The sequence below is a fragment of the Ensifer sp. ENS09 genome, assembly GCF_014852425.1.
Lineage (GTDB): Bacteria > Pseudomonadota > Alphaproteobacteria > Rhizobiales > Rhizobiaceae > Ensifer.
On sequence record NZ_JACVBP010000004.1, the window covers coordinates 448,011 to 472,083 of the forward strand.

Consider the following 24,073-nt stretch of genomic DNA (forward strand, 5'->3'; position numbering starts at 1 on the left):
GCGAAAACTATGCAATCTCAGGGTGGAAACGCCGGCCGTTTGACGACGCATGTGCTGGATACGGCCAGCGGCAAGCCGGCCGAAGGGCTGCGCATCGAGCTCTACCGGGTCGAGGGCGATCGCCAGACGCACATCAAGTCCGTCAAGACCAATGACGACGGCCGCTGTGACGAGCCGCTTTTGAGCGGCGAGCGCATGCAGACCGGCACCTACGAGCTGCAATTCCATGCCGGCGATTATCTCGGCGGAGCGGCCAAGCGCGGCGAAAACCCGTTCCTCGACGTGATCCCCATCCGCTTTGGCATCGATAACCAGGGCGCGCACTACCACGTGCCGCTGCTTCTTTCGCCCTATGGCTACTCCACCTACCGAGGGAGCTGAGCAATGACGATCCAGATCCGCAACACGATCCGCTTCATCCTGAACCACCGCCTCGTCGAACTCTCGGATGTTTCGCCGGTTCAGACCCTGCTCGATTTCCTGCGCATCGACCGCAATCTGAAGGGCACCAAGGAAGGCTGCGCCGAAGGGGACTGCGGCGCCTGCACGGTGCTTATCGGCCGTTTGCTCGACGGCAAGCTCAAGTATGAATCCGTCAATGCCTGCATCCGCTTCGTCGGCTCGCTTGATGGCTGCCACATCGTGACGGTGGATAGTCTGGCGCAGCCGGCCGGTCCGCTGCATCCGGTGCAGCAGGCAATGGTCGACACCCACGCCTCGCAGTGCGGCTTCTGCACGCCAGGCTTCGTGATGTCGCTCTATGGCCTCTGGATGGAGAACCCGAAGCCGTCGATCGCCGAAATCGAAAAGGCGCTGCAGGGTAACCTTTGTCGTTGCACCGGCTATGCCGCGATCATCCGCGCCGCCGAGGCGATCTCGACGATCGGCGACGTCGGCAAGGACCCGCTGGTGGCAGAGCGCGACCGGATCGCCGGCGAACTGGCCGCCCTTCAGGATGGCCGCCGGGTGGAAATCGGCTCGGAGACGGAACGTTTCATCCTTCCTGGCTCGGTTGACGATTTCGCCGCCGTGCTCGAAGCCAACCCGAAGGCGACGATCGTCGCCGGTTCGACTGATGTCGGGCTCTGGGTCACCAAATTCATGCGCGACATCTCGCCGGTCATTCACCTGACCCATCTCGAAGAACTGCGCCGCATTACCGTCGATGCCGACGGCGTGACGCTCGGCGCGGGCGTCAGCTATGCTGAAGCCTATCCGGTTATCGTCGAACACTTCCCTGAACTGACCGAACTTTGGGACCGCATTGGCGGCCAACAGGTGCGCAACATGGGCACCGTCGGCGGCAACATTGCCAACGGCTCGCCGATCGGCGACACGCCGCCGGCGCTGATCGCGCTTGGCGCCTCGATCACGCTGCGCAAGGGCGATCGCCGCCGCACGGTGGTGCTCGAGGACTTCTTCATCGCCTATGGCAAGCAGGACCGCGAGCCGGGCGAGTTCGTCGAAAGCGTGCGCATTCCATTCGTTTCCGACAATGCCCGTGTTGCCGTCTACAAGGTGACGAAGCGTCTGGATGAAGACATCACCGCCGTCTGCGGCGGCTTCAACATCGCCTTCGAGGCAGGTCGCGTCAGCGACGCCATCATCGCCTTCGGCGGCATGGCCGCTACGCCGAAGCGAGCCGCTCATGTGGAGGCGGTGCTAAAAGGCGCCGAGTGGAACGAGGAGACGATCGAGCGTGCTGTCGCAGCCTTCGATCAGGACTTCACGCCGCTCACCGACTGGCGCGCCTCGGCGGAGTACCGCCAACTGGTGGCGAAGAACCTGCTTCGCCGCTTCTATCTCGAAACGCAGTCGAGTGGCGGCCAGCTCCGTCTCGATCGCACCATTGCTGTCGCGGTTTAAGGGAGGAAGCCATGAACGTGATGCAGCCCATCGACCGCATCCGCGGTGGCGTACACGAAAACGAACGGCACGAGTCCGGCCACAAGCATGTGTCCGGAACGGCCGAATATATCGACGATATTCCGGAGCCCCAGGGCACCCTGCACGGCTATCTCGGCCTCTCGCAGCGGGCGCACGCCGACATCCTGTCGATTGACTTTGAGGCCGTGAACGCCAGCGAAGGCGTGGTCGGCGTCCTGACTGCGGCCGACATTCCCGGCGAGAACGACATCAGCCCGGCGCATAAGCATGACGAGCCGATCTTCGTCACCGACAAGGTGGAGTTCCACGGCCAGCCGATCTTCGCAGTCGTTGCGACCTCACGCGAGGCTGCCCGGCGCGCAGCCGCCAAGGTCAAGATCGAGTATCGCGACCTGCCGCATGTGACCGACGTGCTCGAAGCGGCAGCGGCTAACTATCCGCTGGTCATCGACCCCTTGAAGCTCGAGCGCGGCGACATTGACGCGGGCTTTGCCAAGTCGAAGAACATTCTTGAAGGCGAGATGCGCATCGGCGGCCAGGATCACTTCTATCTGGAAGGCCAGATCTCGTTTGCCATTCCCGGCGAAGACGACGAGGTGCTCGTCTATTCCTCGACCCAGCATCCGGCCGAAACGCAGCACATGGTTGCGACCGTGCTCGGCGTGCCGTCGAACGCAGTCACCGTCAACGTGCGCCGCATGGGCGGCGGCTTCGGCGGCAAGGAAACGCAGGCCAACATCTTCGCAGCCGTGGCCGCGGTCGCTGCCAAGAAATACCGCTGCCCGGTCAAGGTTCGGCCCGATCGTGACGACGACATGAGCGCGACCGGCAAGCGTCATGACTTCCACGTGGACTACAAGCTCGGCTTCGACGACGAAGGTCGCATCGAGGCGGTAGACGCCGTCTTTTCGGCCCGCTGCGGTTACTCGGCCGATCTGTCCGGCCCGGTCACCGACCGCGCGCTGTTCCACGCCGACAATTGCTACTTCTATCCGAACGTCCGCCTGCGTTCGCGCCCGCTGAAGACCAACACCGTTTCCAACACCGCGTTCCGCGGTTTCGGCGGCCCTCAAGGGATGGTCGGCGGCGAACGCATGATCGAGGACATCGCCTATGCCGTCGGCAAGGACCCGCTCGAAATTCGCAAGCTGAACTTCTACGGCGGCGAGGGGCGCAATCTCACCCCCTATCACCAGACGGTGGAAGACAACATCATTGGGCGGATCATCGAGGAACTGGAAACCTCGGCCGATTATGCCAAGCGTCGCGAAGCGGTGATCGCGTTCAACCGCGAGAGCAACGTGGTCAAGCGCGGCATCGCTCTGACGCCGGTGAAATTCGGCATCTCCTTCACCAAGACGGAGTACAACCAGGCCGGCGCCCTCGTGCATGTCTATACGGATGGCTCGATCCATCTGAACCATGGCGGCACCGAGATGGGGCAGGGGCTCTACACCAAGGTCGCCCAGGTGGTGGCCGACGAGTTCCAGGTCGATCTCGACCGGATCAAGGTGACGGCGACGACGACGGGCAAGGTGCCGAACACGTCGGCAACCGCGGCGTCGTCCGGTTCCGATCTCAACGGCATGGCCGCCGCCAACGCCGCCCAGCAGATCAAGGAGCGGCTGGTCAAGTTCGCAGCCGAGCGCTGGAACGTCACCGAGGCCGATGTCGCCTTCGAACCGAACACGGTTCGCATCGGTGCCGAGCGCCTGAGCTTCAACGAGTTCATCAAGATCGCCTATGGCGCCCGCATCCAGCTTTCGGCCGCCGGCTTCTACAAGACGCCGAAGATCCACTGGAACCGCGCCGAAGGCCGGGGCCGGCCGTTCTTCTACTACGCCTACGGCGCCTCGTGCTCGGAGGTCAGCGTCGATACGCTAACCGGCGAATACCAGGTCGATCGCACCGATATCCTGCACGATGTCGGCCGCTCGCTGAACCCGGCCCTCGACCACGGACAGGTCGAAGGTGCCTTCGTTCAGGGCATGGGCTGGCTGACGACGGAAGAACTTTGGTGGGATGCCAAGGGCCGTCTGCGTACCCACGCGCCCTCGACCTACAAGATCCCGTTGGCCTCTGACCGTCCGCGCGTCTTCAACACCCGCCTTGCCGAATGGTCGGTCAACCGCGAGGAAACCATCCGCCGGTCGAAGGCGGTGGGCGAACCGCCCTTCATGCTCGGCATTTCGGTTCTGGAAGCCTTGTCGATGGCGGCGGCGAGCGTTGCGGAGTATCGTATAGCGCCGCGCCTCGACGCGCCGGCAACGCCGGAACGGGTGTTGATGGCGATCGAGCGGCTGCGGGCGGCCGCACGGCAGAAAGGGTAACAGGGGCTGATCGTCATGGTGGCAAGCCGCGAGGATATCAGGGACTTTCTCAGACGCGAGCGCGACTGCGTTCTCGTCGAGGTGACCGGTGCTGCGGGGTCGACACCGCGCGACACCGACGCCTGGATGCTCGTCGCGCCTGAGAGCCTGTTCGGCACGATCGGCGGGGGGCAGCTCGAATACATGGCGATCGATCATGGCCGGCGGGCGCTGAAGCGCGGCGACGCGCCGGAGGCGATGACAATCCCGCTCGGACCGGAGATCGGCCAGTGTTGCGGCGGGCGCGTGGCGCTTGCCTTCACACGCATCGATCGGGAGAGAGCAGCCATGCTGATTGAACGTAGCGACCTGGAAATAGCCAGCCGGCCGCATGTCTATGTCTTCGGCGCCGGCCATGTCGGCGATGCCTTGACGATGGCGCTTTCCCTGGTGCCGGTGCGCACGGTTCTCGTTGATACCCGCGAGAACGAGCTTTCGGCCGTTGCCGACATTCCCGGCATCGAGACCTGCCTGACGGCGATGCCGGAGGCGGTGGTGCGCGACGCGCCTCCCGGCAGCGCGTTCGTCATCCTCACTCATGACCATGCGCTCGACTTCCTGATCGCCGCGGAAGCGCTTCGCCGCGACGATGCCTCCTATGTCGGCATGATCGGTTCGAAGACCAAGCGCTCGACCTTCAAGAACTGGCTGTCGCGCGAGATCGGTCGCCCGGATCTCTTCGATAGGCTCGTCTGCCCGATCGGCGGCACGACGGTAAAGGACAAGCGGCCGGCGGTCATTGCCGCGCTTGCCGCCGCTGAGGTGATGGCGGCGGCGCTCAATTTCCGACAGCCGGCGCAAGCGGAAATCTCGCGTCGGCCCGCTGCCGCCAAGCTGGCTCGTTAGCCAGTCGGCCCGTCAACGTAGCGCTGTTTCGACCAGGTGTGCGCCATTGAGGTGGAGCGCAAAGCCGTTGATGTGCGGTTCGGCGACCTCCGGTCGAAGTTCAAGGGTCGGGATTGCATAGTCCCCGCCGTTCTGGCGGCGATAGGGAATGGGTGCGGTCGTTCCAAGCGTGTGCATCCTCTGCCGTAGACGCTCGGCCGTCGCTTCGAAACCGACCTCGTCCAGACTATCGACGCGGTAGGCGACGAACGGCGGAAGCACGTCGTAACCGGGATAGAACAGGATCCCATGATTGATCGGGAAGAGCAGGTCGTCGATCGGCCCGTTTACCCCGCGCGGGGAGTAATGCTCCTCCCAGCCGCCTGTCGTTACCACCAGCATGGCGCGTTTTCCCGCAAGCGTGCCCTCGCCGAAGCGCTTGCCCCAGTATTTGTCGCTGTGCTCGCCGACGCCATAGGCAAAGCCGTAGGCATAAACGCGATCGACCCAGCCTTTCAGGATCGCCGGCATGGAATACCACCACAGCGGAAATTGCAGGATCAGGGTGTCGGCCCAGAGCAGCTTTTCCTGCTCGGCCTTGACGTCGGCGGTGAGTGTGTCGGTGGCAAAGGCCTCCTTCGACGCGCGGCTCGGCTTGAAACGGGCGTCCGCGTCAAGGGCCGGAAAATCGGAACGACCGATTTCGGACTTCCATCGCTCGGCATAGAGATCGGTGATACGAACCTCATGGCCTTCGGCCTTAAGCGCGCTGACGGCGACATCGCGCAGCGCGCCATTGAGCGAGCGCGGTTCCGGATGGGCATAAACAATCAGAACTTTCATGGTCGGTCTTCCCTGGTCTCATCAACTGAGACTCTAGGTAGACCGCTGCGTGCCTATGCGGTAGATATTCGAAATGCATAGGATTGTGCCATAAAATGGATAAATCTGACGTCACGCTCGAACGCATGCGAAGCTTTGTGCGCGTCGCCGAGCGGGGCAGCCTTTCGGCCGTTGCCCGTGAGCTCGGCATCGGCCAGTCGACGGTGACGCGGCAGCTGCGGGAGCTTGAGGAAGCGGTCGGCGTGCCGCTCATCAGTCGCACCACCCGTCGCGTCACGCTGACTGACGAAGGCAGCCGCTACTATGCCGACAGCATCCAGATCCTGCGGCTCGTCGAGCTGGCCGGCGACGAAGCGCGCGGCGCCCGCGGCGCGGCTGCCGGCACCATTCGTGTGTCCTGTACCTCCGCATTCGGGGTGCTGCACGTCAGCCGGCTGATCTTTGCCTTCCAGGACAGGCATCCCGACATTGGCGTCGATCTGAGCCTGACCGACGAGCGCATCGATCTCGTGCGGGAAGGCATAGATGTCGCGCTGCGTCTTGGACCTCTCAGCGACAGCTCGATGAAGCTACGGCCGCTTGGGCAAAGCCGGCGTCTGCTTGTGGCGGCGCCGGCATACCTGGCCGCGCGTGGATATCCGCGCGCTCCAAGCGACCTCTCGGCGCATGAGGGGATCCGCATGTCGAACATCGCCGGCAGTGACAGGCTCAACTTCGAAGCCGCGGACGGGCGGCATCTGTCCGTCCCCTTCGGTGGGCGTCTTCGCGTCGACCACGGGCTTGCCGCACGTGAGGCTCTCGTCGCCGGCCGGGGCATCGCGCCTGCCCACCGATGGCTCGTCGACGATCTGATTGAGGCCGGCGTGTTGGTACCGCTGCTTCCGGACTATTCATTGCCTGCGGTGCCGCTCAGCCTGCTGATCGTGCCGGAACGCTCTGGCATCGCCCGTGTTCGTCTGTTGGTTGATTTCCTGGTCGAGGCGATCGGCAACCTTCCGGGGATCGAGAAGTCCAGAGCCTAGCGGCCTCGGCCGTCCGCCAGCTGCGACAGCGTGATCCCTAACCCGAATGGATCGGTCGCATGACCCGTGCGCCGTAAGCCATACCACAAATGTGTCGCTTACCCTTTGCTTCCGGATCTGTCTATCATCAGTAGTTTCTAAAATAAGGTTGACGCTGAGGTCGACCTTAGCGGAAGTAACGCGTCCAGGATTTTCTTTAGTGCTTTTCAGACAAATCGCGTTTTACGCAATTGCACAGAGACGGGGACGCATCAGATCGGGAGACGACTATGAAGAAACTGACGCGTGCTCTGCTCTTGTCCACGGCATTCGCGGTGCTGACGCACTATAGCGCGCCGTTCATGATCGGCGTTGCCCACGCCGATGGGGGTACTACCAGTGGTGAAGGCAGCACGGGCGGCACCGGTGGCGACGGCGGGACGGGCGGCACCGGAGGAACCGGTGGTGATGGTAGTACGGGCGGTGATGGCGGTACGGGTGGTACCGGCGGTGACGGTGGAACGGGGGGCGATGGCGGCACGGGCGGCACCGGTGGTGATGGCGGCACGGGCGGCACCGGTGGTGATGGCGGCACGGGCGGCACCGGTGGTGATGGCGGCACGGGCGGCGATGGTGGTGGCACCGGCGGCGATGGCGGTGGCACCGGTGGTGACGGTGGTGGCACGGGCGGCGATGGCGGCGGCACGGGTGGTGACGGTGGCGGCACGGGTGGTGACGGTGGCGGCACCGGTGGCGATGGCGGCGGCACCGGCGGTGACGGCGGCGGTGGCGGCAAGCCCAAGCACGCCAACAACGGCTTCGGCAACGGCGGCGGTGACGGCGTTCCCGGCAAGTCGAAGCACAGCGACGTGAAACGCTGATCTCTGGAAAATATCGAGGGCGCGCCGCATCGGCGCGCCCTCTTTGTTATTTTGCGAACCGCGTGGGGCCCCGCCCCGGGCGAACGAACCGGACCCCACCGGTCGGAGTGGCCGGTAGCCTATAGCGATGCTTAGTCCGTTCCGCCCTGTTCCGAAGCTCAAGCCGACAGAGGCGGAACGCGAATTGTCAGGCCAACATTCCGTTGATGAGACGCTGACAGCGCTCGGCCATGTAATCGATCATCAGCCGCACTTTCGGGTCCTGGAAACGCTTGTGCGGATAGATCGCCGCAAGCTGCACGCTGAGCGGCGGTGTTTCGGTGAGGATCGGCACCAATGCACCGGAATTGATGTGGGCCTTCACCTCGAAGAGCGGCTTGTTGATAATGCCGCGGCCGTCGAGCGCCCATTGGGTGAGCACATCGCCATCGTCGGAATCATAGGGGCCGGTGACTTCGAGCTTGCGCACGCCTTCCATGGTCTGGAGCGTCCAGAAATACTCTTTCGAACCGGGATACCTGAGCAGCAGACAGTCGTGCTTGTCGGCGATGAGTGCGTCGGGCGTCTGAGGGATACCCCGCTTCTCGAAATAGGCCGGTGCACCGCAGACAACGCGCTCGCAATTCATGATGCCGCGCATGCGCAGGTTCGAATCTTCGAGGATGCCGAGCTTGAAGGCGACGTCGACGCCTTCCGACAGGATATCGACATTGTGGTCCGACAGGCGAAGCCGCACTTCGATGTCGGGATACTTGTCGTGAAACTCCGGAATGCCCGACGCAATCAGCCGCCGACCTATCCCTAAGGGAGCAGTAATCTTGAGCGCCCCCTTCGGATTGCGCGAGAGATCGGCGATCGCATTTTCCGCTTCGTTGACCGCCTCGAGGATCTTCACCGCACCGTCGTAAAAGACGCGACCGTGCTCCGTCGGGGTCAGCTTGCGCGTCGTCCGATTGAACAGGCGAACGCCCATGTGGCGTTCCAACTCTTTGATTCTATTGCTTGCAACCGCCGGCGTCACGCGCTGGTCGCGACCGGCCGCCGATAGGGTTCCAAGCTCTACGACGCGTACGAAGACGCGCACATTGTCCAGATAAGACATGCCTTCGTCCCACTCCTCCAGGCTCTCTCTAGCCTATCCATTCCGTCGCTATTTTATAGATTTTTTTGAAAGTGTTGGTGAAGCAGCGACGTTCCCGCGACCTCCAGCAATGACACATAATGGCGAGAGGAGAAATGGGAGAATTTCATGTACGACTATGCCATCGCCTGGGATTGGCTGACCTTTGCCGTGAGATGGCTGCACGTCATCACCGCCATTGCATGGATCGGTTCGTCCTTTTACTTCGTCGCCCTTGACCTCGGTCTGAAGAAACATCCCGGCCTTCCCGTCGGCGCCTATGGCGAAGAATGGCAGGTGCACGGTGGTGGCTTCTACCACATCCAGAAATACCTGGTTGCGCCGGCCAACATGCCCGAGCACCTGATCTGGTTCAAATGGGAGTCCTACGTCGCCTGGCTTTCGGGCTTCGGCATGCTCTGCCTGGTCTACTACGCAGGCGCCGACCTCTATCTGATCGATCCGAACGTGCTCGATGTCTCGAAGCCGGTGGCGATTGCCATTTCGCTTGCCTCGATCGCCTTCGGCTGGCTCGCCTATGACACGATCTGCAAGTCGCCACTCGGCCGTGACAACACGCGACTGATGGTGCTGCTCTACTTCATCCTGGTCGCGATGGCCTGGGGCTACACGCAACTCTTCACCGGCCGCGCCGCCTTCCTGCATCTCGGTGCGTTTACCGCAACGATCATGTCGGCCAACGTGTTCTTCATCATCATCCCGAATCAGAAGGTGGTCGTCGGCGATCTGATCGCCGGCCGCACGCCCGACGCCAAGTACGGCGTGATCGCCAAGCAGCGCTCGACCCACAACAACTACCTGACGCTGCCGGTTCTGTTCCTGATGCTGTCGAACCACTACCCGCTGGCCTTCGGCACCCAGTACAACTGGATCATCGCCTCGCTGGTCTTCCTGATGGGCGTCACCATCCGCCACTACTTCAACACCCGCCACGCGAACAAGGGCAATCCGACCTGGACCTGGCTCGTGACCGCACTTCTCTTCGTTGCGATCATGTGGCTGTCGACCGTGCCGAAGATCCTTTCCGGCGGCGGCGAAGAAAAAATCTCCGCGGCGCAGCAGCCGTTCGTGACGGCGGAAGCCTTCCCGAAGGTGCGCGACACGGTGCTTGGCCGCTGTTCCATGTGCCATGCCAAGGAGCCCGGCTGGGAGGGCATGATCGTCCCGCCGAAGGGCGTGACGCTCGAGACCGATGCCGAGATCGCCAATCACGCGCGTGAAATCTACCTGCAGGCCGGCCGCAGCCACGCAATGCCGCCCGCCAACGTGACCGCCGTGTCGGACGAAGAGCGGCAGCTGCTCGTCGCCTGGTACGAGTCCGTCGTGAATGGAGGAAAGACCCAATGACCGATCTCTTGATCCGCGGCCGCGTGCTCACCTTCGTCGAGGAACCGAAGGGCGTCGACGACACCGCATCCTATCGCTACTTCGAAGATGGCGCCGTGCTGGTGCGCGGCGGCAAGGTCGCCGACATCGGCAATCATGCCGATGTTGCCCGCCGTGCCGGTGCCGGCGTCAAGGTCGCCGACCATCGCCCCCATCTGGTGCTGCCCGGCCTGATCGACACGCACCTGCATTTCCCGCAGACGCAGGCGATCGCGTCCTATGGCGCCCAGCTTCTCGAATGGCTGAACACCTACATCTTCGTCGAGGAGCAGAAGTTCCGTAAACCGGAGCATGCCGACTTCATCGCCGGCCGTTTCCTGGATGAGCTGCTGGCGAACGGCACGACGACGGCGGTTGCCTATTGCTCGGTGCATCCCGAAAGCGTCGACGCCTATTTCGGTGCTGCCGAAGCCCGCGGCATGCTGATGATCGGCGGCAAGGTGATGATGGACCGCAACGCGCCCGACGCGCTGCGCGACACGCCGCAGCAGGGCTATGACGAGACGAAGGCGCTGATTGCCAAGTGGCATGGCCGCGGCCGCGCGCACTACGCCATCAGCCCGCGTTTTGCCATCACCTCGACGCCGGAGCAGATGGAGGCGAGCCGCACGCTCGTTGCCGAGCATCAGGAATGCTACGTGCAAACGCATCTCTCCGAAAACAGGGACGAAATCGCCTTCGCCACGTCGCTCTATCCGGAGGCGAAGGACTATACCGACATCTACGCGCGCTACGACCTGCTGACGCGCAAGACCCTGTTAGGTCACTGCATCTATCTGAGCGATCGCGAGATCTCGGTGCTGGCCGAAACCGGTGCCGTCGGCAATTTCTGCCCGACGTCGAACCTGTTCCTGGGTTCGGGTCTCTTCGACCGAGATCGTTTCGACAAGCTCGGCGCCCGCTGGTCGGTCGCAACCGACGTCGGCGCCGGCACCAGCTTCTCGATGCTGGAAACGATGGACGAGGCCTACAAGGTGCTGCACCTGCAGGGACAGCGGCTGACGCCGTTCAACTCCTTCTACCGCATGACGCTCGGCAACGCCCGGGCGCTCGACCTCGATGACCGTATCGGCTCGCTGCATGTCGGCGCCGATGCCGATATCGTCGTACTCGACAGCCGCGCCAAGCCGTCGATGGACTTGCGCATGCGGGTTGCCGGTTCGCTCGTCGAGGAACTCTTCATCCTGCAGACGATGGGTGACGACCGTTGTGTCGCCGAGACCTATGTCGCCGGAAAGGCGATGAAGGGGACGGCACGCGCTTCGAAGGATGCAGCCACGACCACGGCAAAGAGCCTCGAAACCGCCTAAGGCACAGCTGCCCCTGCTGCGGGCTCGCCCGCGTTGCTTGCTATTACGCCGCGTGTCCGGATCTGACGCGCGGCGTTACTGTTGGTCGGGGTCTAAAGCTCTTCCGGCCGCTTGCCGCCCATCGCCTTGGTCAGCGCATCGGCGCGTTCGCGAACGATGGGGCCGAAGGTCGAGAGCTTCTGGTCGCTCACGCGGACCGACGGACCGGAGATGGAGATGCCGGCGATCGTTTCGCCATATTCGTTGAAGATCGGAGCGGCAACGCAGCGCATGCCGAGCGTGTGCTCCTCGTCGTCGACCGACCAGCCGCGGTGGCGGATCTCCTGGATATCCTTCAAGAGCGCCGGCAGCGTATCGCGGGTCTTGTCGGTGAAATGGGCAAGCTCGCGGCCGTGGAGCAACTGGGCGATCTCCTTGTCGGACCAGGTGGACAGGATCGCCTTGCCGATGCCGGAGGCATGCACCGGGCCGCGGCGGCCGGGACGGAAGAAAGCGCGCATCGGCGCGTGGCTTTCGACCTGCGAGATGAAGACGACATCGCCGCCTTCCTCGATGCCGATATTCGCCGTCTCGCCGCTTTCCTCCATCAAGCCCTTCAGAAATGGCCGGCTGATGGTGCCAAGCTTGCGAAAGCGGAGATAGGCATTGCCGATTTCGAAAGCCTTTAAACCGACTGTCCAGGCGCCGGTATCCGGGTCGTTCATCACCATGCCGTGGCCGGAGAGCGTCGTCAGCAGGCGGTGAACCGTGGACGGCGCCATGCCCGTCTCGTCGGCGAGCTGCGTCAAGGTCGAGCCATCGCCTTCAGCCACCACTGTCAGCAGAGCGAGGCTGCGGTCCAGCACCTGGACGGATGAAGGGGCGGCATTCTCACCCGCCTTGCGCCCGCGTTTTCCTCTGCCGTTGCCGTCCATAAAAGCCTCTCTGCAAATCACATCTCTGCCCATCATCCTCTATCAGGCCCTGCTGCGATTTTCTCCGAATTGTTGAAAATCTTTATTTCCACATGATGGAAATGAATTCCATTTGCTTGTTGCGTATCGAGAATTATGGATTATGTTTTCAGGAAATAGGAGGAGTTCCCATGGCAAAGATGCGTGCCGTTGACGCGGCTGTTTACGTTCTGGAGAAGGAAGGCATCGATTGCGCCTTCGGCGTACCGGGTGCCGCCATCAATCCGTTCTACTCGGCGCTGAAGGCGCGCGGCTCGGTTCGTCACATCCTGGCGCGCCACGTCGAAGGCGCTTCCCACATGGCCGAAGGCTATACCCGCGCCAAGCACGGCAACATCGGCGTCTGCATCGGCACGTCGGGCCCGGCCGGCACCGACATGATCACCGGCCTCTATTCGGCCTCGGCGGATTCGATCCCGATCCTCTGCATCACCGGCCAGGCACCGCGCTCCCGTCTCGACAAGGAAGACTTCCAGGCTGTCGATATCGCCAAGATCGCCGCACCGGTCACCAAGTGGGCGGTCACGGTCATGGAGCCGGCGCTCGTTCCCTTCGTCTTCCAGAAGGCGTTTCACATTATGCGCTCCGGCCGTCCCGGTCCGGTCCTGATCGACCTGCCGGTCGATGTCCAGTTCGCCGAGATCGAATTCGATCCTGACACCTACCAGCCGCTCGAGGCCTACAAGCCGAAGGCCACCCGCGCCCAGGCCGAAAAGGCGATCGCGATGCTGAACGAGGCGGAGCGTCCGCTGATCGTCGCCGGCGGCGGCATCATCAACGCCGATGCGTCCGATCTGCTCACCGAGTTTGCCGAAATTACCGGCATCCCTGTTATTCCGACGCTGATGGGCTGGGGGACGATCCCGGACGACCATCCGCTGATGGCCGGCATGTGCGGCCTGCAGACCTCGCACCGCTACGGCAATGCCAACATGCTCGCCTCCGACTTCGTTCTCGGCGTCGGCAACCGCTGGGCCAACCGCCACACCGGCAACGTTCCGACCTACACGGAAGGCCGCAAGTTCGTTCACGTCGACATCGAACCGACCCAGATCGGCCGCGTCTTCGCGCCCGATTTCGGTATCGTCTCGGATGCCGGCGCTGCGCTGAAGCTCTTCCTTGATGTCGCGACGGAATGGAAGACGGCGGGCAAGCTGCGTGACTGGTCCGCCTGGGCGGAAGAGTGCCGCGAGCGCAAGCGCACCATGCTGCGCAAGACCCACTTCGACCAGACGCCGCTGAAGCCGCAGCGCGTCTATGAAGAGATGAACAAGGCCTTCGGCCGCGACACCTGCTATGTTTCGACCATCGGCCTCAGCCAGATCGCCGGCGCCCAGTTCCTGCACGTCTACAAGCCGCGCAACTGGATCAACTGCGGCCAGGCCGGACCGCTCGGCTGGACCTTGCCTGCGGCACTCGGTGTTCGCGCTGCCGATCCGGACCGGACGATCGTTGCACTCTCAGGCGACTACGATTTCCAATTCCTGATCGAGGAACTGGCTGTCGGGGCCCAGCACAAGTTGCCCTACCTGCATGTGGTCGTGAACAATTCGTATCTCGGCCTCATCCGCCAGGCGCAGCGCGGCCTCAACATGGACTTCGAGGTCAGCCTCGCCTTCGACAACATCAATGCGTCGGGCGATGCGGAGAAGGGTTACGGCGTCGACCACGTCGCGGTTGCCGAAGGTCTCGGCTGCAAGGCGATCCGGGTGCGCAGTCCGAACGAGTTCCAGGAAGCCTTCGACCGGGCGCGCGCGCTGATGGACGAGCACCAGGTTCCCGTCGTCATCGAGTTCATCCTCGAGCGCGTCACCAACATCTCTATGGGCGCCGACATCAATGCGGTCGTCGAGTTCGAGGAACTGGCGCTGCGCGGCGAGGACGTGCCGACCGCGATCACGGCCCTGCTCGACTGAGCCTTGAATGACTGAGGAGATGCGGGCGCTCCGCCGCCCGCATCGCTCACAAGACAAACACAAGGAGGAAACATCGCATGGCGAAGTTCGCTGCGAACCTGACAATGCTGTTCAACGAGGTGCCGTTCCTCGATCGTTTCGCCCTTGCTGCCAAGGCCGGCTTCGAGGGCGTGGAATATCTGTTTCCCTACGAATTCGAGAAGGTAAGCCTGCGCGCCGAGCTTCAGCGCCATGGCCTGACGCAGGTTCTGCATAACCTGCCGGCTGGCAACTGGGCGAGCGGCGAGCGCGGCATCGCCATCCTGCCGGATCGGGTCGACGAGTTCCGCAAAGGTGTCGCCAGCGCCATCGATTATGCGACGGCACTCGATTGCAAGCAGGTCAACTGCCTGGTTGGCATCGCGCCTCACGGTGTCTCTGAACAGGTGCTGCGCGACACGCTGGTCGCCAACCTCAAGCTTGCCGCGAGCGAACTCGGCAAGCAGGGCATTCGCCTCTTGATCGAGCCGATCAACGACTTCGATATTCCGGGCTTCTACCTCAACACGGTCGAGCAGGCGGCTTCGATCATCGAGGAGGTCGGCAGCGACAACCTGTTCATCCAGTACGACCTGTACCACCAGCAGCGCACGCAGGGCGAATTGATCGGCACCTACAAGCGCTTTGCCGATCGCATCGTTCATGTCCAGCTTGCCGACAATCCGGGCCGCAACGAGCCGGGCACCGGCGAGATCAACTATCCCTTCGTCTTCGACGCGCTGGAAGCGGCCGGCTACGACGGCTGGATCGGCTGCGAATACAAGCCGCGCACCACGACGGCCGAGGGCCTCGGCTGGCTCGGCGCCGAGCGCCAGCGCACCCAATCCGCAGACATCATCAAGATCAGGAGCTAAGCACCATGGCAACAATCGGTTTCATTGGACTGGGTATCATGGGCACGCCGATGGCGCGCCACCTGCAGGATGCCGGCCACACCATCGTCACCTCGAAGTTCGTCATCCCGCCGCGCCAGGAGCTGCTCGACAACGGCCTCAAGTTCGTCGACTCGCCGAAGGCGCTCGCCGAGACCGTCGACACCATCATCCTGATGCTGCCGGATACCCCTGAGGTCAAGGATGTTCTCTTCGGCGAACACGGCGTTGCCTACGGCCTTTCCAAGGGCAAGCTCGTCATCGACATGAGTTCGATTTCGCCGATCGAGACGAAGGAATTCGCCAAGAAGGTTCGCGAGACCGGTGCCGAATACATCGATGCCCCGGTCTCCGGCGGCGAAGTCGGCGCCAAGAACGCCTCGCTGTCGATCATGGCGGGCGGCAGCCAGGAAAGCTTCGACCGCGCCCTGCCGCTGTTGAAGCTGATGGGCAAGAACATCACGCTCGTTGGTGACTGCGGAGACGGCCAGGTCACCAAGGTCGCCAACCAGATCATCGTCGCGCTGACGATCGAGGCGGTTTCCGAAGCCCTCGTCTTCGCGTCCAAGGCCGGTGCAGATCCGGCGCGTGTTCGCGAAGCGTTGATGGGCGGCTTCGCCTCCTCACGCATTCTCGAAGTGCACGGCGAACGTATGATCAAGCGCACCTTCGATCCGGGCTTCCGCATCTCGCTGCACCAGAAGGACCTGAACCTGGCGCTCCAGGGTGCAAAGTCGCTCGGCATCTCGCTGCCGAACACGGCGGCAACGCAGGAACTCTTCAACAACTGCGCCGCCAACGGCGACAGCGGTCTCGACCACTCCGGCCTCGTTCGGGCGCTGGAGCGCATGGCGAACCACCAGGTCGCGTGAGGCGACCTTGAATGCGCATGACTCGTCCGGCGTCCCATTGTTCCGGGCCGGTCATGCGTCCGGGCGGCGGTCGGAGGAACCGCCGCCCGAGACTTTCATTAGGTTCCAACCGTGATTTGGGTTGGGATGACATTTAAGGATGGAGCGACGCGACATCCTCCAGGGGGAGACCAATGCCAGCCATCACCGATCCACGCCGTTTCCTCGAAGCGCTGTTCACCTCGGCCGTTGCCGCGGCTGATCCGGAGAAGGTGATTGCCGCCAACCTGCCGGCGCGACCGAAAGGGCGCACGGTGGTGGTTGGGGCCGGCAAGGGTGCCGGCCAGATGGCGGCGGCCTTCGAGCGGCATTGGGATGGCCCGCTCTCGGGTGTGGTCGTCACGCGCTATGGCTATGCTGCCCCTTGCGAGAAAATTGAAGTTCTGGAAGCGTCGCACCCGCTGCCGGATGAAAACGGCCTGCTGGCCTCGAAGCGCTTGCTCGCTGAAGTCAGTGGCCTGACGGAGGATGATCTTGTCGTCGCGCTCGTCTGCGGTGGCGGCTCGGCGCTTCTGCCTTCGCCTCCGCCCGGCCTGACGCTCGAAGACGAGATTGCGGTTAACCGTGCGCTGCTTGCCTCCGGCGCGCCGATCAGCGCCATGAATGCCGTGCGCAAGCACGTCTCGATGATCAAGGGCGGTCGCCTGGCCGCTGCAGCCTATCCGGCCAAGGTCGTCTCGCTGATCGTTTCCGATATTCCGGGCGACGACCCGGCGCTGGTCGCCTCCGGCCCGACGCTGGCGGACGCCAGCAAGCGCGAAGATGCACTGACGCTGATCGAGCGCTACAGTCTGGACCTGCCAGCCAAGGTTATGTCCTGGATCAACAGCCCAGATAGCGCCGCGCCATCTCCTGACGATCCGCGTTTTGCCCGCAACGAAGTCCGGCTCATCGCATCCGCTTCCGTCTCGCTTGAGGCTGCGGCTGCCGAGGCGCGTGCCGCGGGCATCGAGGCGATCATTCTTTCCGATGCGATCGAAGGCGAGGCGCGCGACGTTGGCGGCGTGCACGCGGCGATCGCCCGCGAAGTCGCCGGCCGTGGTCGGCCGTTCACCAAACCGGTCGTCGTTCTCTCGGGTGGAGAGACGACCGTCACCATCCGCGGCAAGGGCAAGGGTGGCCGCAACAGCGAGTTCCTGCTGGCGCTGGCGCTTGGCATCGACGGCGCCAAGGGCGTCTCGGCGCTGGCCGCTGATACCGACGGCATCGACGGCTCCGAGGACAATGCCGGCGCCTTTGCCGACGACACGACGATCGCCCGCCTTGTGGCGCAACGGCTGGATGCGGCGGCATTTCTGCAGAAGAACGACAGCTGGTCGGCTTTCGACGCGCTGGGCGATCTCTTCAAGCCGGGGCCGACCGGCACCAACGTCAACGATTTCCGCGCCATCCTGGTGCAGTGATACGCGCGTGGCGGGTGCAATAGCCTGCCGCTAGCCATTTCACGCGAAGTGGCAACTCACTGAGCCGTAGACGCCGAAATCGGCGACGATCGTGTCGCCGCTCTTGGCTTCGAGGGTGCGGACGAACGAGCCCGAAAGTACGATCTGGCCAGGCTCGATCGCGTCGCCGCATTGCGCCAGCCGGTTGGCGAGCCAGGCAATGCCGCGGGCCGGATGGTTGAGCACGCCGGCCGCAAGTCCGGTCTCCTCGATCACGGCGTTGCGCGAGACGATCGCCCCCATCCAGCGCATGTCGACCGTATCGGGACGCACGGCCCGGCCGCCGAGGATGAGACCGCCATTGGCGGCATTGTCAGCGATCGCGTCGACGAGGATGCGCGCCTTCTTTGTCTTCGGATCGGTGCGGACGATGCGACTGTCGAGGATCTCCAGCGCCGGCATTACATAGTCCGTGGCGTTCAGCACCTGCACGATGTTGACGCGCGGACCCTTGAGCCCGGTTTTCATGATGAAGGCGATCTCCGCTTCGACGCGCGGCTGGATGAAGCGGTCGGCGGGGATGCTTGCGCCGTCATCAAACAGCATGTTGTCGAAGAGCACGCCGGAATCCGGCGTGTCGATGCCGAGCGCCTGCTGCATGGCGTTGGAGGTCAACCCGATCTTCCAGCCGATGATGCGGTGGCCGTCGTCACGTTTGCGCCGGATCAGGGCAGCCTGGATCGCATAGGCGTCGTCGACCGTCATTTCGGGATGCTTGAGCGAGAGGAGCCCGATCTGTTTTCGATCGCGCTCGGCCTGATGCAGGCTCTCGGCGGCCTTGGCGATCTCGGTTGCATTCAGCATGGTGCCCCCTGAATTCAGCGTCTTTGAGGATACACCAAGGTGGCGCCCGGCGCGCGCACCGTCTTTGGGCGATCAGATCGGTTGGCTCGCCAGCATCAGGCCGAGGCCGATGAGGATCGAACCGCAGGCGCGCGGAACAAGATTGCCGGCGCTGCCGGCCAGCCGACCGAGCGTGAAGGAGGCGAGGAAGACGGCCGCGATATCGGCGACCGACAGGGCAAGGTTCACCAGCAGGCCGAACATCAGGAACTGCAGCGACATCGGCATCGCCACGGCCGGATCGACGAACTGCGGCAGGAAGGTCACGAAGAACAAGGCGGTCTTGGGATTGAGGACCTCCACCACGATGCTGTCGCGCAGGACGCCGGGTTTCGCAGCATCGGCGTGGGCGGCATGTTTGCCGACCCCGAGCAGCATGGTCGCGCCGAGCCAGACCAGATAGACGGCGCCGGCAAGCTTTATCGCCCCATAGAGAAGCGGTGCATGGTGAAGCAGGGCGGCAAGCCCGAGCGCCGCGGCGGCGATGTGGACGTAGCAGCCGATATGAATGCCGAGCGCCGCCAGGAGGCCGGCCTTGCGGCCATGCGCCAACGTCTGCGCCGTCATGTAGAGAATGGCAGGACCCGGCATGAAGGCGAAAATCGCCGTTGCCAGTGCGAACGAAATCCAATCCTCCAGCGACGGCATGGCGGCTCCTCCCGAAATAGCCGGAACGCCCCGGGCCGACGTCTTGGCGTCGAACTATCTCGGTAGCGCGATAGAGCGGGAGAACTACGCTTGGTTGTATCCGATTGACATACGGCAGGTGCCGTATTTCGGCGTTGGCGAAGGCCGGTCCGTTTTGCCGTGGTTAAGGGAAGATGACCGTCGCGGATTGAGGAAAGAAGGCGGGACGTCAGCCGATCGGCAGGCCGATACGCACCGCATAGGCGGCGATCTCCGCCGCATTGTGCAGGCTGAGCTTGCGCATCAGGTTTTCACGATGCTTGCGGGCGGTCAGCGGGCTGATACCGAGGCGATCGGCGGTTTCGCGCGCTGTCAGCCCTTGCGCGGCGAGAGAGAGGATCTGCATCTCGCGGCGGGTGAGCGGAATAGGGGAGAGCGCCGTATCGGTTGTCGGCGGCGGCTGGTGGCTGCGGGGATCGTCGATGGCGAAACGAACCGATTGGCTGAGATAAATTTCGTTTCTGAGCATTGCATCGAGTGCTGCATTCAGTTCGGCCGGGTCGCCGGTCTTCGTCAGGTAACCGCTGGCCCCGGCCGCGATCACGGCTCGCACGGTTCGCGGCTCGATGTTTGCGGTCAGCGCCAGGATCTTCATGCGCGGCGCGACCGCCCGGAGTTCGTTGATGAACTGCACGCCGGCAACCCCCGGCATGCCGAGGTCGAGGATCACCAGATCAGGACTGCTGGCGCGCACGATGGTCGTAAGCGTCTCGCCGTCGGCCGCTTCCGCAACCACCGATACGTGGTCCATGGTGGAGAGCAGCAGCTTCAGGCCCTCGCGAACGATGGCGTGATCGTCTGCCACCACGATCGTCAGCAGTTTGCGCATGTAAGCAATCCTTCATCGAATTCAGGCAATTCTCCGCGGATATCCGCGTTGCATCGAGAGAGGAGCGGCAATGGAGACTCGCGAACACCTGCAACCTCTCCTGATAGGCTTATTATTTCGTCAATCTTACGCGGTGCTTTTCGCCAATTTCGCAATTCCATTGCCGGTTGCTTATGTTCTGCGTGACCTCGCATCCTGGGATCTGCTGCTTTCCTGGGGTGCCGCACTCTATCTGCTGACATTCGCCCGCATTCTTCTCGACTGGCGATACAGGCGGCAGGCGGATGAAGCGCGGACGCGGGACTGGAGGCTATGGGCTTGGCGCTTCACGCTGCTTTCGTGGGCTTCCAGCGGCCTCTGGGGCGCGCTCGGGTGGTTTGCCTTCCATCCGGACGAGCCGCAGACGCTTGCCTTCATCTGCATCGTGATCACCGGCATTGCCAGCGGCGCGGTGCCGTCGCTGTCTGCCTTTCCGCTCGCCTATGCCGGTTCGCTGGTCGCGATCCTGCTGCCTTTCGCCATCCGTTGCTTCCTCGGCGAGGGGCCGATCTACGACACCTATCTGATCTTCACCATCTGCCTCTTCGGCGTCGATCTCTACTACAGCCGGGTCACCCACAGGACGCTCGCCGAAACGGTGCGGCTGCGCTTCGAGAACCTGTCGCTGATTACCAGCCTCCAGGAAGAGCGCGACAAGGCGCAAAGTGCCGATCGTTCGAAGTCGCGGTTCCTCGCTGCTGCAAGCCACGATCTGCGCCAGCCGATCCACGCGCTGAGCCTCTTCATCTCGACGTTGGCAGCGCTCGGCCGAAACGGTGACGTTCCGGCGAAGAGCGCCCGCGATCTCGCCGACCGCGCGCGCTCGGTCGTCGGCAGTCTCGGCGGTCTGCTCGACGCGCTGCTCGACATTTCCAAGCTCGATGCAGGCATCGTCACCGTCGCGCGCGAGCCGCTATCCTTGCGGCGGTTGCTCTCCGATCTCAAGGACGAGTTCTCCGGCATCGCCAAAGACCAGGATCTCGGTTGGCGCGTGGTCATGACGGATGTCTGGGTCGATACCGATCCGATGATGCTGAAGCGTGTCCTCGACAACCTGCTGTCCAACGCCTTCCGCTACACCCGCACCGGGACGGTATTGATCGGCTGCCGGCGGCGCGCTGCTGCGGTGGAGGTGCAGGTCTGGGACACCGGCGTCGGCATCCCGGCGTCCGAGCAGGAGGCGATCTTCGAGGAGTTCGTACAGCTTCAAAACCCGGCGCGCGATCGATCGCAAGGGCTCGGGCTCGGCCTTGCCATCGTCCAGCGCACCGCCGTACTGCTCGGCCATCCGGTTCGGGTGGTCTCGACGGAGGGGCGCGGTTCGATGTTCTCCATCACTTTGCCGGTGGTCTCACCGCCTTCGCTGGCAAAGCCCGGACGCGCCCACCCGACTGCCGCGACCCAGCAAGGAGGTATCGTCGTCATCGACGACGAACGCGACGCACTGGATGCCACGGCGCTGCTGCTCCGCACGCTCGGCTATGCCGTCTATGCCGGGCGTTCGGCCGCGGCGGCCCGAACGGAGCTTGAGAAGGCTGCGCGCCTGGGAGAGGCGCCGGTCGATCTCGTCATCACCGACTACCGCCTTGAGGCCGGCAAGACCGGGATCGAAGCAATCCGGGAGATCAGAGCCTATCTTGGGTGGGAGGTGCCGGTGCTGATCCTTTCCGGCGATACCTCGCCGGCGCGGCTGAAGGAAGTGACCGCAAGCGGCCACCGTCTCCTGCACAAGCCGCTCGATGCGGTGCGGCTCGAAGACGAGATCGAAATGCTTCTCGCCGAGCGACCTGACGACGCAGCGCGCGAGGTCCGCACCGTCACTCGATGAAGACGCGCACGCTGGCGGCGCGCCCGACGGAATCGATCACCGTCAGCGTCGAATAGCCGGCTCCGTCCGGTTGCCACTGCGTCACCCGCCTGCGGGTGAGTTCCGGTAGTGGCTTGCCGTTGGCAAGCCAGCGGAATGGTGCGCGTCCGCCCTGGAGCTTGAGTGTCAGCGGCGAGAGTGTCTGGTGATCCGCGCCGAGCTCGACGCGCGCACCCTCGGGCGGAAACACGATCTGCGGGGCCGGCTCGCGGGCCGAAGCGTTGACGAGGCCGCTTGCTGTCAATGAGAAGCGGCGCTGGCTGATCGGCAGTTCGGCTTGAGAAATGCGGACCGCTCCGGCCGGCGCATCGGGCAGCGGTGTGATGCCGAAGCCAGATTTGGCGAAGCCTTCGAAGAGAATGGGAGCGGCGCTGCCATAGCCGGTCAGGCCAGGAACGGCGCCATTGTCAGGTCGTCCGACCCAGACTCCGAGCACATGGCGGCCGTCGTAGCCGACCGACCAGGCATCGCGGTAGCCATAGCTGGTGCCGGTCTTGTAGGCGATGCCGCGCTGGCGGCTGCCGGCGGGCGGCAAGACGCCAGAAAGCGCGTCGGAGACATTCCAGACGGCGACCGGCGAAAGCACCGGCTCCGCTTCGATCAGGTCGGCCTTGCCCTCGACGCCGTCGCCGAGCCGGAGCGGGAAGCCGCGATTGGCAAGCGCCGCATAGAGCTGCACGAGATCGCGCAACGAGAGCCCGACGCCGCCAAGACCGATCGCAAGGCCTGGTGCTTCGCCGGCAGGAAGCGCCGGCTTCACCTCGCCACGGCGAAAGCGCATCATCAGTTCGGCCGGACCGACCGCGTCGAGAAGGCGGATTGCCGGTACGTTCAACGACAATTGCAGCGCTTCGCGCACGCTGACATCACCCTGGTAGCTCATGTCGAAATTGCGCGGGCGATAACCGAAGAAGTCGGCCGGTCGATCCTCGATGATCGTCTCCTGGCTGACGAGCCCTTCTTCGAAGGCAAGACCATAGATGAACGGCTTGAGGGTTGAGCCCGGCGAGCGCGTGATGCGGGTCATGTCGATCCAGCCGGAGCGGCTCGCATCGAAATAGTCGGCGGATCCGACCGAAGCGACGATCTCGCCGTTCTTCGCATCGGCCATCAGCATGGCGACCGAAACTTTCGGTCCGAGCTTGGCAGCGCCTTCCCTCGCCACGGCCTCGAGGTTGCGCTGGACGGCAAGGCGCAAGCTTGTCTGGTGCCGAACTGCCTGCGGGGCCTTGCGCAACGCCCTCTCGGCGAGATGGGCGGCATAGGCGGGAAGCTGCAGCCGGCGCGACGGGACGGAGGTGGCGATCGCGCGCTCCGCTTCGCCGTCTCCGATCACATCGGCAACCGCAAGCCGCGTCAGCACCCGTTCGCGCGCAGCGACGGCGGCGGCATGGTTGCGGTCCGGTCGGCGCTTTTCCGGCAGTTGCGGCAGGGCGACGAGCAGAGCCGCCTCGCCGGCCGTCAGCCGTTTCGGCTCCTTGCCGAGCCAGGAGAGGCTTGCGGCGCGCACGCCCTCGATGTTGCCGCCATAGGGCGCGTGGGTGAGATAGAGATTGAGGATCTGGTCCTTGGATAACCGTCGCTCGATCTGGATCGCGCGGGCGATCTGCAGCAGCTTGGCGGTGATCGAGCGCTGCTGCCGTGGCTCGATGAGGCGGGCGACCTGCATTGAGAGCGTCGAAGCGCCCGAGACAATCCGGCCGTTGCTGACGAATTGCAAAGCAGCGCGGCCGAGCGCCAGCAGATCGACACCGGAATGCTCCTCGAAACGCTGGTCCTCGTAGGCGATCAGCATCTTCAGGAACTGCGGATCGACATCGTCGACGGTCGTCTTCAACCGCCAGAGACCATCCGGCGTTGCGAAGGCGCGCAAGAGCTGTCCGTTGGCGTCGTCCACCTCGCGCGACACGACGTCCGCCTCGCCAAGCGGTGGCGGGAAGGCCTCGTCAGCCTTCTCGATCGCAAAGCCCGTCAGCCCCGTCAGAAGCAGGCAGACGGGCAAGGCGATCAGCAGTTTGCGCCCAATCGACAT

General features: G+C 63.7%; 20 protein-coding genes. 13 read left to right on the forward strand and 7 right to left on the reverse strand.

Annotation, left to right across the window (positions count from 1 at the left end; translation table 11 throughout):
• Positions 1-9: 9 nt before the first annotated feature.
• From uraH to xdhC, 4 genes are read left to right on the forward strand one after another with little or no spacing between them, the layout of a single operon-like run.
• A complete protein-coding gene (gene uraH / locus IB267_RS22430) occupies positions 10-381 on the forward strand; it encodes a hydroxyisourate hydrolase (protein WP_104665191.1) in 372 nt (123 codons plus the stop codon).
• 3 nt (positions 382-384) lie between these two features.
• Positions 385-1,866 carry a xanthine dehydrogenase small subunit gene (gene xdhA / locus IB267_RS22435; RefSeq protein WP_192449640.1) on the forward strand — a complete coding sequence of 494 codons (1,482 nt, stop codon included), beginning with the start codon at positions 385-387 and terminating at the stop codon, positions 1,864-1,866.
• Between the two features lie 11 nt (positions 1,867-1,877).
• Positions 1,878-4,217 (forward strand): xanthine dehydrogenase molybdopterin binding subunit, encoded by a 2,340-nt coding sequence (gene xdhB, locus IB267_RS22440; protein WP_192449641.1) that lies wholly within the window; start codon positions 1,878-1,880, stop codon positions 4,215-4,217.
• An 18-nt stretch (positions 4,218-4,235) separates the two neighbouring features.
• Positions 4,236-5,102, forward strand: a complete 867-nt coding sequence (gene xdhC / locus IB267_RS22445; RefSeq protein WP_192450025.1) for a xanthine dehydrogenase accessory protein XdhC — start codon at positions 4,236-4,238, stop codon at positions 5,100-5,102.
• A gap of 12 nt (positions 5,103-5,114) precedes the next feature.
• Here xdhC and IB267_RS22450 read toward each other — a convergent pair whose 3' ends face one another.
• A complete protein-coding gene (locus IB267_RS22450) occupies positions 5,115-5,924 on the reverse strand; it encodes an NAD(P)H-dependent oxidoreductase (protein WP_192449642.1) in 810 nt (269 codons plus the stop codon).
• A gap of 95 nt (positions 5,925-6,019) precedes the next feature.
• Here IB267_RS22450 and IB267_RS22455 point away from each other — a divergent pair, with 95 nt between their 5' ends.
• Both IB267_RS22455 and IB267_RS33170 read left to right on the forward strand, forming a co-directional pair.
• On the forward strand, positions 6,020-6,946 hold the full coding sequence (locus IB267_RS22455) for a LysR family transcriptional regulator (RefSeq protein WP_192449643.1): 927 nt from the start codon (positions 6,020-6,022) through the stop codon (positions 6,944-6,946).
• 269 nt (positions 6,947-7,215) lie between these two features.
• On the forward strand, positions 7,216-7,806 hold the full coding sequence (locus tag IB267_RS33170; RefSeq protein WP_210335967.1) for a hypothetical protein: 591 nt from the start codon (positions 7,216-7,218) through the stop codon (positions 7,804-7,806).
• A 187-nt stretch (positions 7,807-7,993) separates the two neighbouring features.
• On the opposite strand, the gene IB267_RS22465 is transcribed toward IB267_RS33170, so the two are convergent.
• On the reverse strand, positions 7,994-8,908 hold the full coding sequence (locus tag IB267_RS22465; RefSeq protein WP_192449644.1) for a LysR family transcriptional regulator: 915 nt from the start codon (positions 8,906-8,908) through the stop codon (positions 7,994-7,996).
• A 147-nt stretch (positions 8,909-9,055) separates the two neighbouring features.
• Between IB267_RS22465 and IB267_RS22470 the strand changes: the two genes are divergently transcribed.
• Together IB267_RS22470 and guaD are read left to right on the forward strand one after the other, a co-directional pair.
• Positions 9,056-10,294 (forward strand): urate hydroxylase PuuD, encoded by a 1,239-nt coding sequence (locus tag IB267_RS22470; protein WP_192449645.1) that lies wholly within the window; start codon positions 9,056-9,058, stop codon positions 10,292-10,294.
• Positions 10,291-11,643, forward strand: coding sequence for a guanine deaminase (gene guaD / locus IB267_RS22475; RefSeq protein ID WP_192449646.1), 1,353 nt, complete (start codon positions 10,291-10,293; stop codon positions 11,641-11,643). Before IB267_RS22470 ends, guaD begins: the two co-directional genes overlap by 4 nt.
• Before the next feature lie 92 nt (positions 11,644-11,735).
• Here the strand turns inward: guaD and IB267_RS22480 are convergent, their stop codons facing one another.
• Positions 11,736-12,557 carry an IclR family transcriptional regulator gene (locus IB267_RS22480; protein ID WP_192449647.1) on the reverse strand — a complete coding sequence of 274 codons (822 nt, stop codon included), beginning with the start codon at positions 12,555-12,557 and terminating at the stop codon, positions 11,736-11,738.
• A 170-nt stretch (positions 12,558-12,727) separates the two neighbouring features.
• Here IB267_RS22480 and gcl point away from each other — a divergent pair, with 170 nt between their 5' ends.
• From gcl to IB267_RS22500, 4 genes are all read left to right on the forward strand, one after another.
• Complete coding sequence (gene gcl, locus IB267_RS22485) at positions 12,728-14,512, forward strand: glyoxylate carboligase (protein ID WP_192449648.1); 1,785 nt, start codon at positions 12,728-12,730, stop codon at positions 14,510-14,512.
• A gap of 77 nt (positions 14,513-14,589) precedes the next feature.
• Complete coding sequence (hyi, locus tag IB267_RS22490; RefSeq protein ID WP_192449649.1) at positions 14,590-15,405, forward strand: hydroxypyruvate isomerase; 816 nt, start codon at positions 14,590-14,592, stop codon at positions 15,403-15,405.
• Between the two features lie 5 nt (positions 15,406-15,410).
• Positions 15,411-16,295, forward strand: coding sequence for a 2-hydroxy-3-oxopropionate reductase (locus IB267_RS22495; RefSeq protein ID WP_192449650.1), 885 nt, complete (start codon positions 15,411-15,413; stop codon positions 16,293-16,295).
• A 173-nt stretch (positions 16,296-16,468) separates the two neighbouring features.
• Positions 16,469-17,737, forward strand: a complete 1,269-nt coding sequence (locus tag IB267_RS22500; RefSeq protein WP_192449651.1) for a glycerate kinase — start codon at positions 16,469-16,471, stop codon at positions 17,735-17,737.
• 39 nt (positions 17,738-17,776) lie between these two features.
• Here IB267_RS22500 and hpaH read toward each other — a convergent pair whose 3' ends face one another.
• The 3 genes from hpaH to IB267_RS22515 all read right to left on the reverse strand — a co-directional run bounded on the left by hpaH (position 17,777) and on the right by IB267_RS22515 (position 20,135).
• Positions 17,777-18,580: a 2-oxo-hept-4-ene-1,7-dioate hydratase gene (hpaH, locus tag IB267_RS22505; protein ID WP_192449652.1), complete on the reverse strand. Its 804-nt coding sequence runs from the start codon at positions 18,578-18,580 to the stop codon at positions 17,777-17,779.
• A 72-nt stretch (positions 18,581-18,652) separates the two neighbouring features.
• Positions 18,653-19,267, reverse strand: a complete 615-nt coding sequence (locus IB267_RS22510) for a LysE family translocator (protein WP_192449653.1) — start codon at positions 19,265-19,267, stop codon at positions 18,653-18,655.
• A 208-nt stretch (positions 19,268-19,475) separates the two neighbouring features.
• Positions 19,476-20,135 carry a response regulator transcription factor gene (locus tag IB267_RS22515; RefSeq protein ID WP_192449654.1) on the reverse strand — a complete coding sequence of 220 codons (660 nt, stop codon included), beginning with the start codon at positions 20,133-20,135 and terminating at the stop codon, positions 19,476-19,478.
• Positions 20,136-20,295: 160 nt separating this feature from the next.
• On the opposite strand from IB267_RS22515, the gene IB267_RS22520 reads away from it, so the two are divergent.
• Positions 20,296-22,002: a hybrid sensor histidine kinase/response regulator gene (locus tag IB267_RS22520; protein WP_246810790.1), complete on the forward strand. Its 1,707-nt coding sequence runs from the start codon at positions 20,296-20,298 to the stop codon at positions 22,000-22,002.
• On the opposite strand, the gene pbpC is transcribed toward IB267_RS22520, so the two are convergent.
• Positions 21,992-24,073 (reverse strand): penicillin-binding protein 1C, encoded by a 2,082-nt coding sequence (gene pbpC / locus IB267_RS22525; protein WP_192449656.1) that lies wholly within the window; start codon positions 24,071-24,073, stop codon positions 21,992-21,994. The genes IB267_RS22520 and pbpC overlap by 11 nt on opposite strands.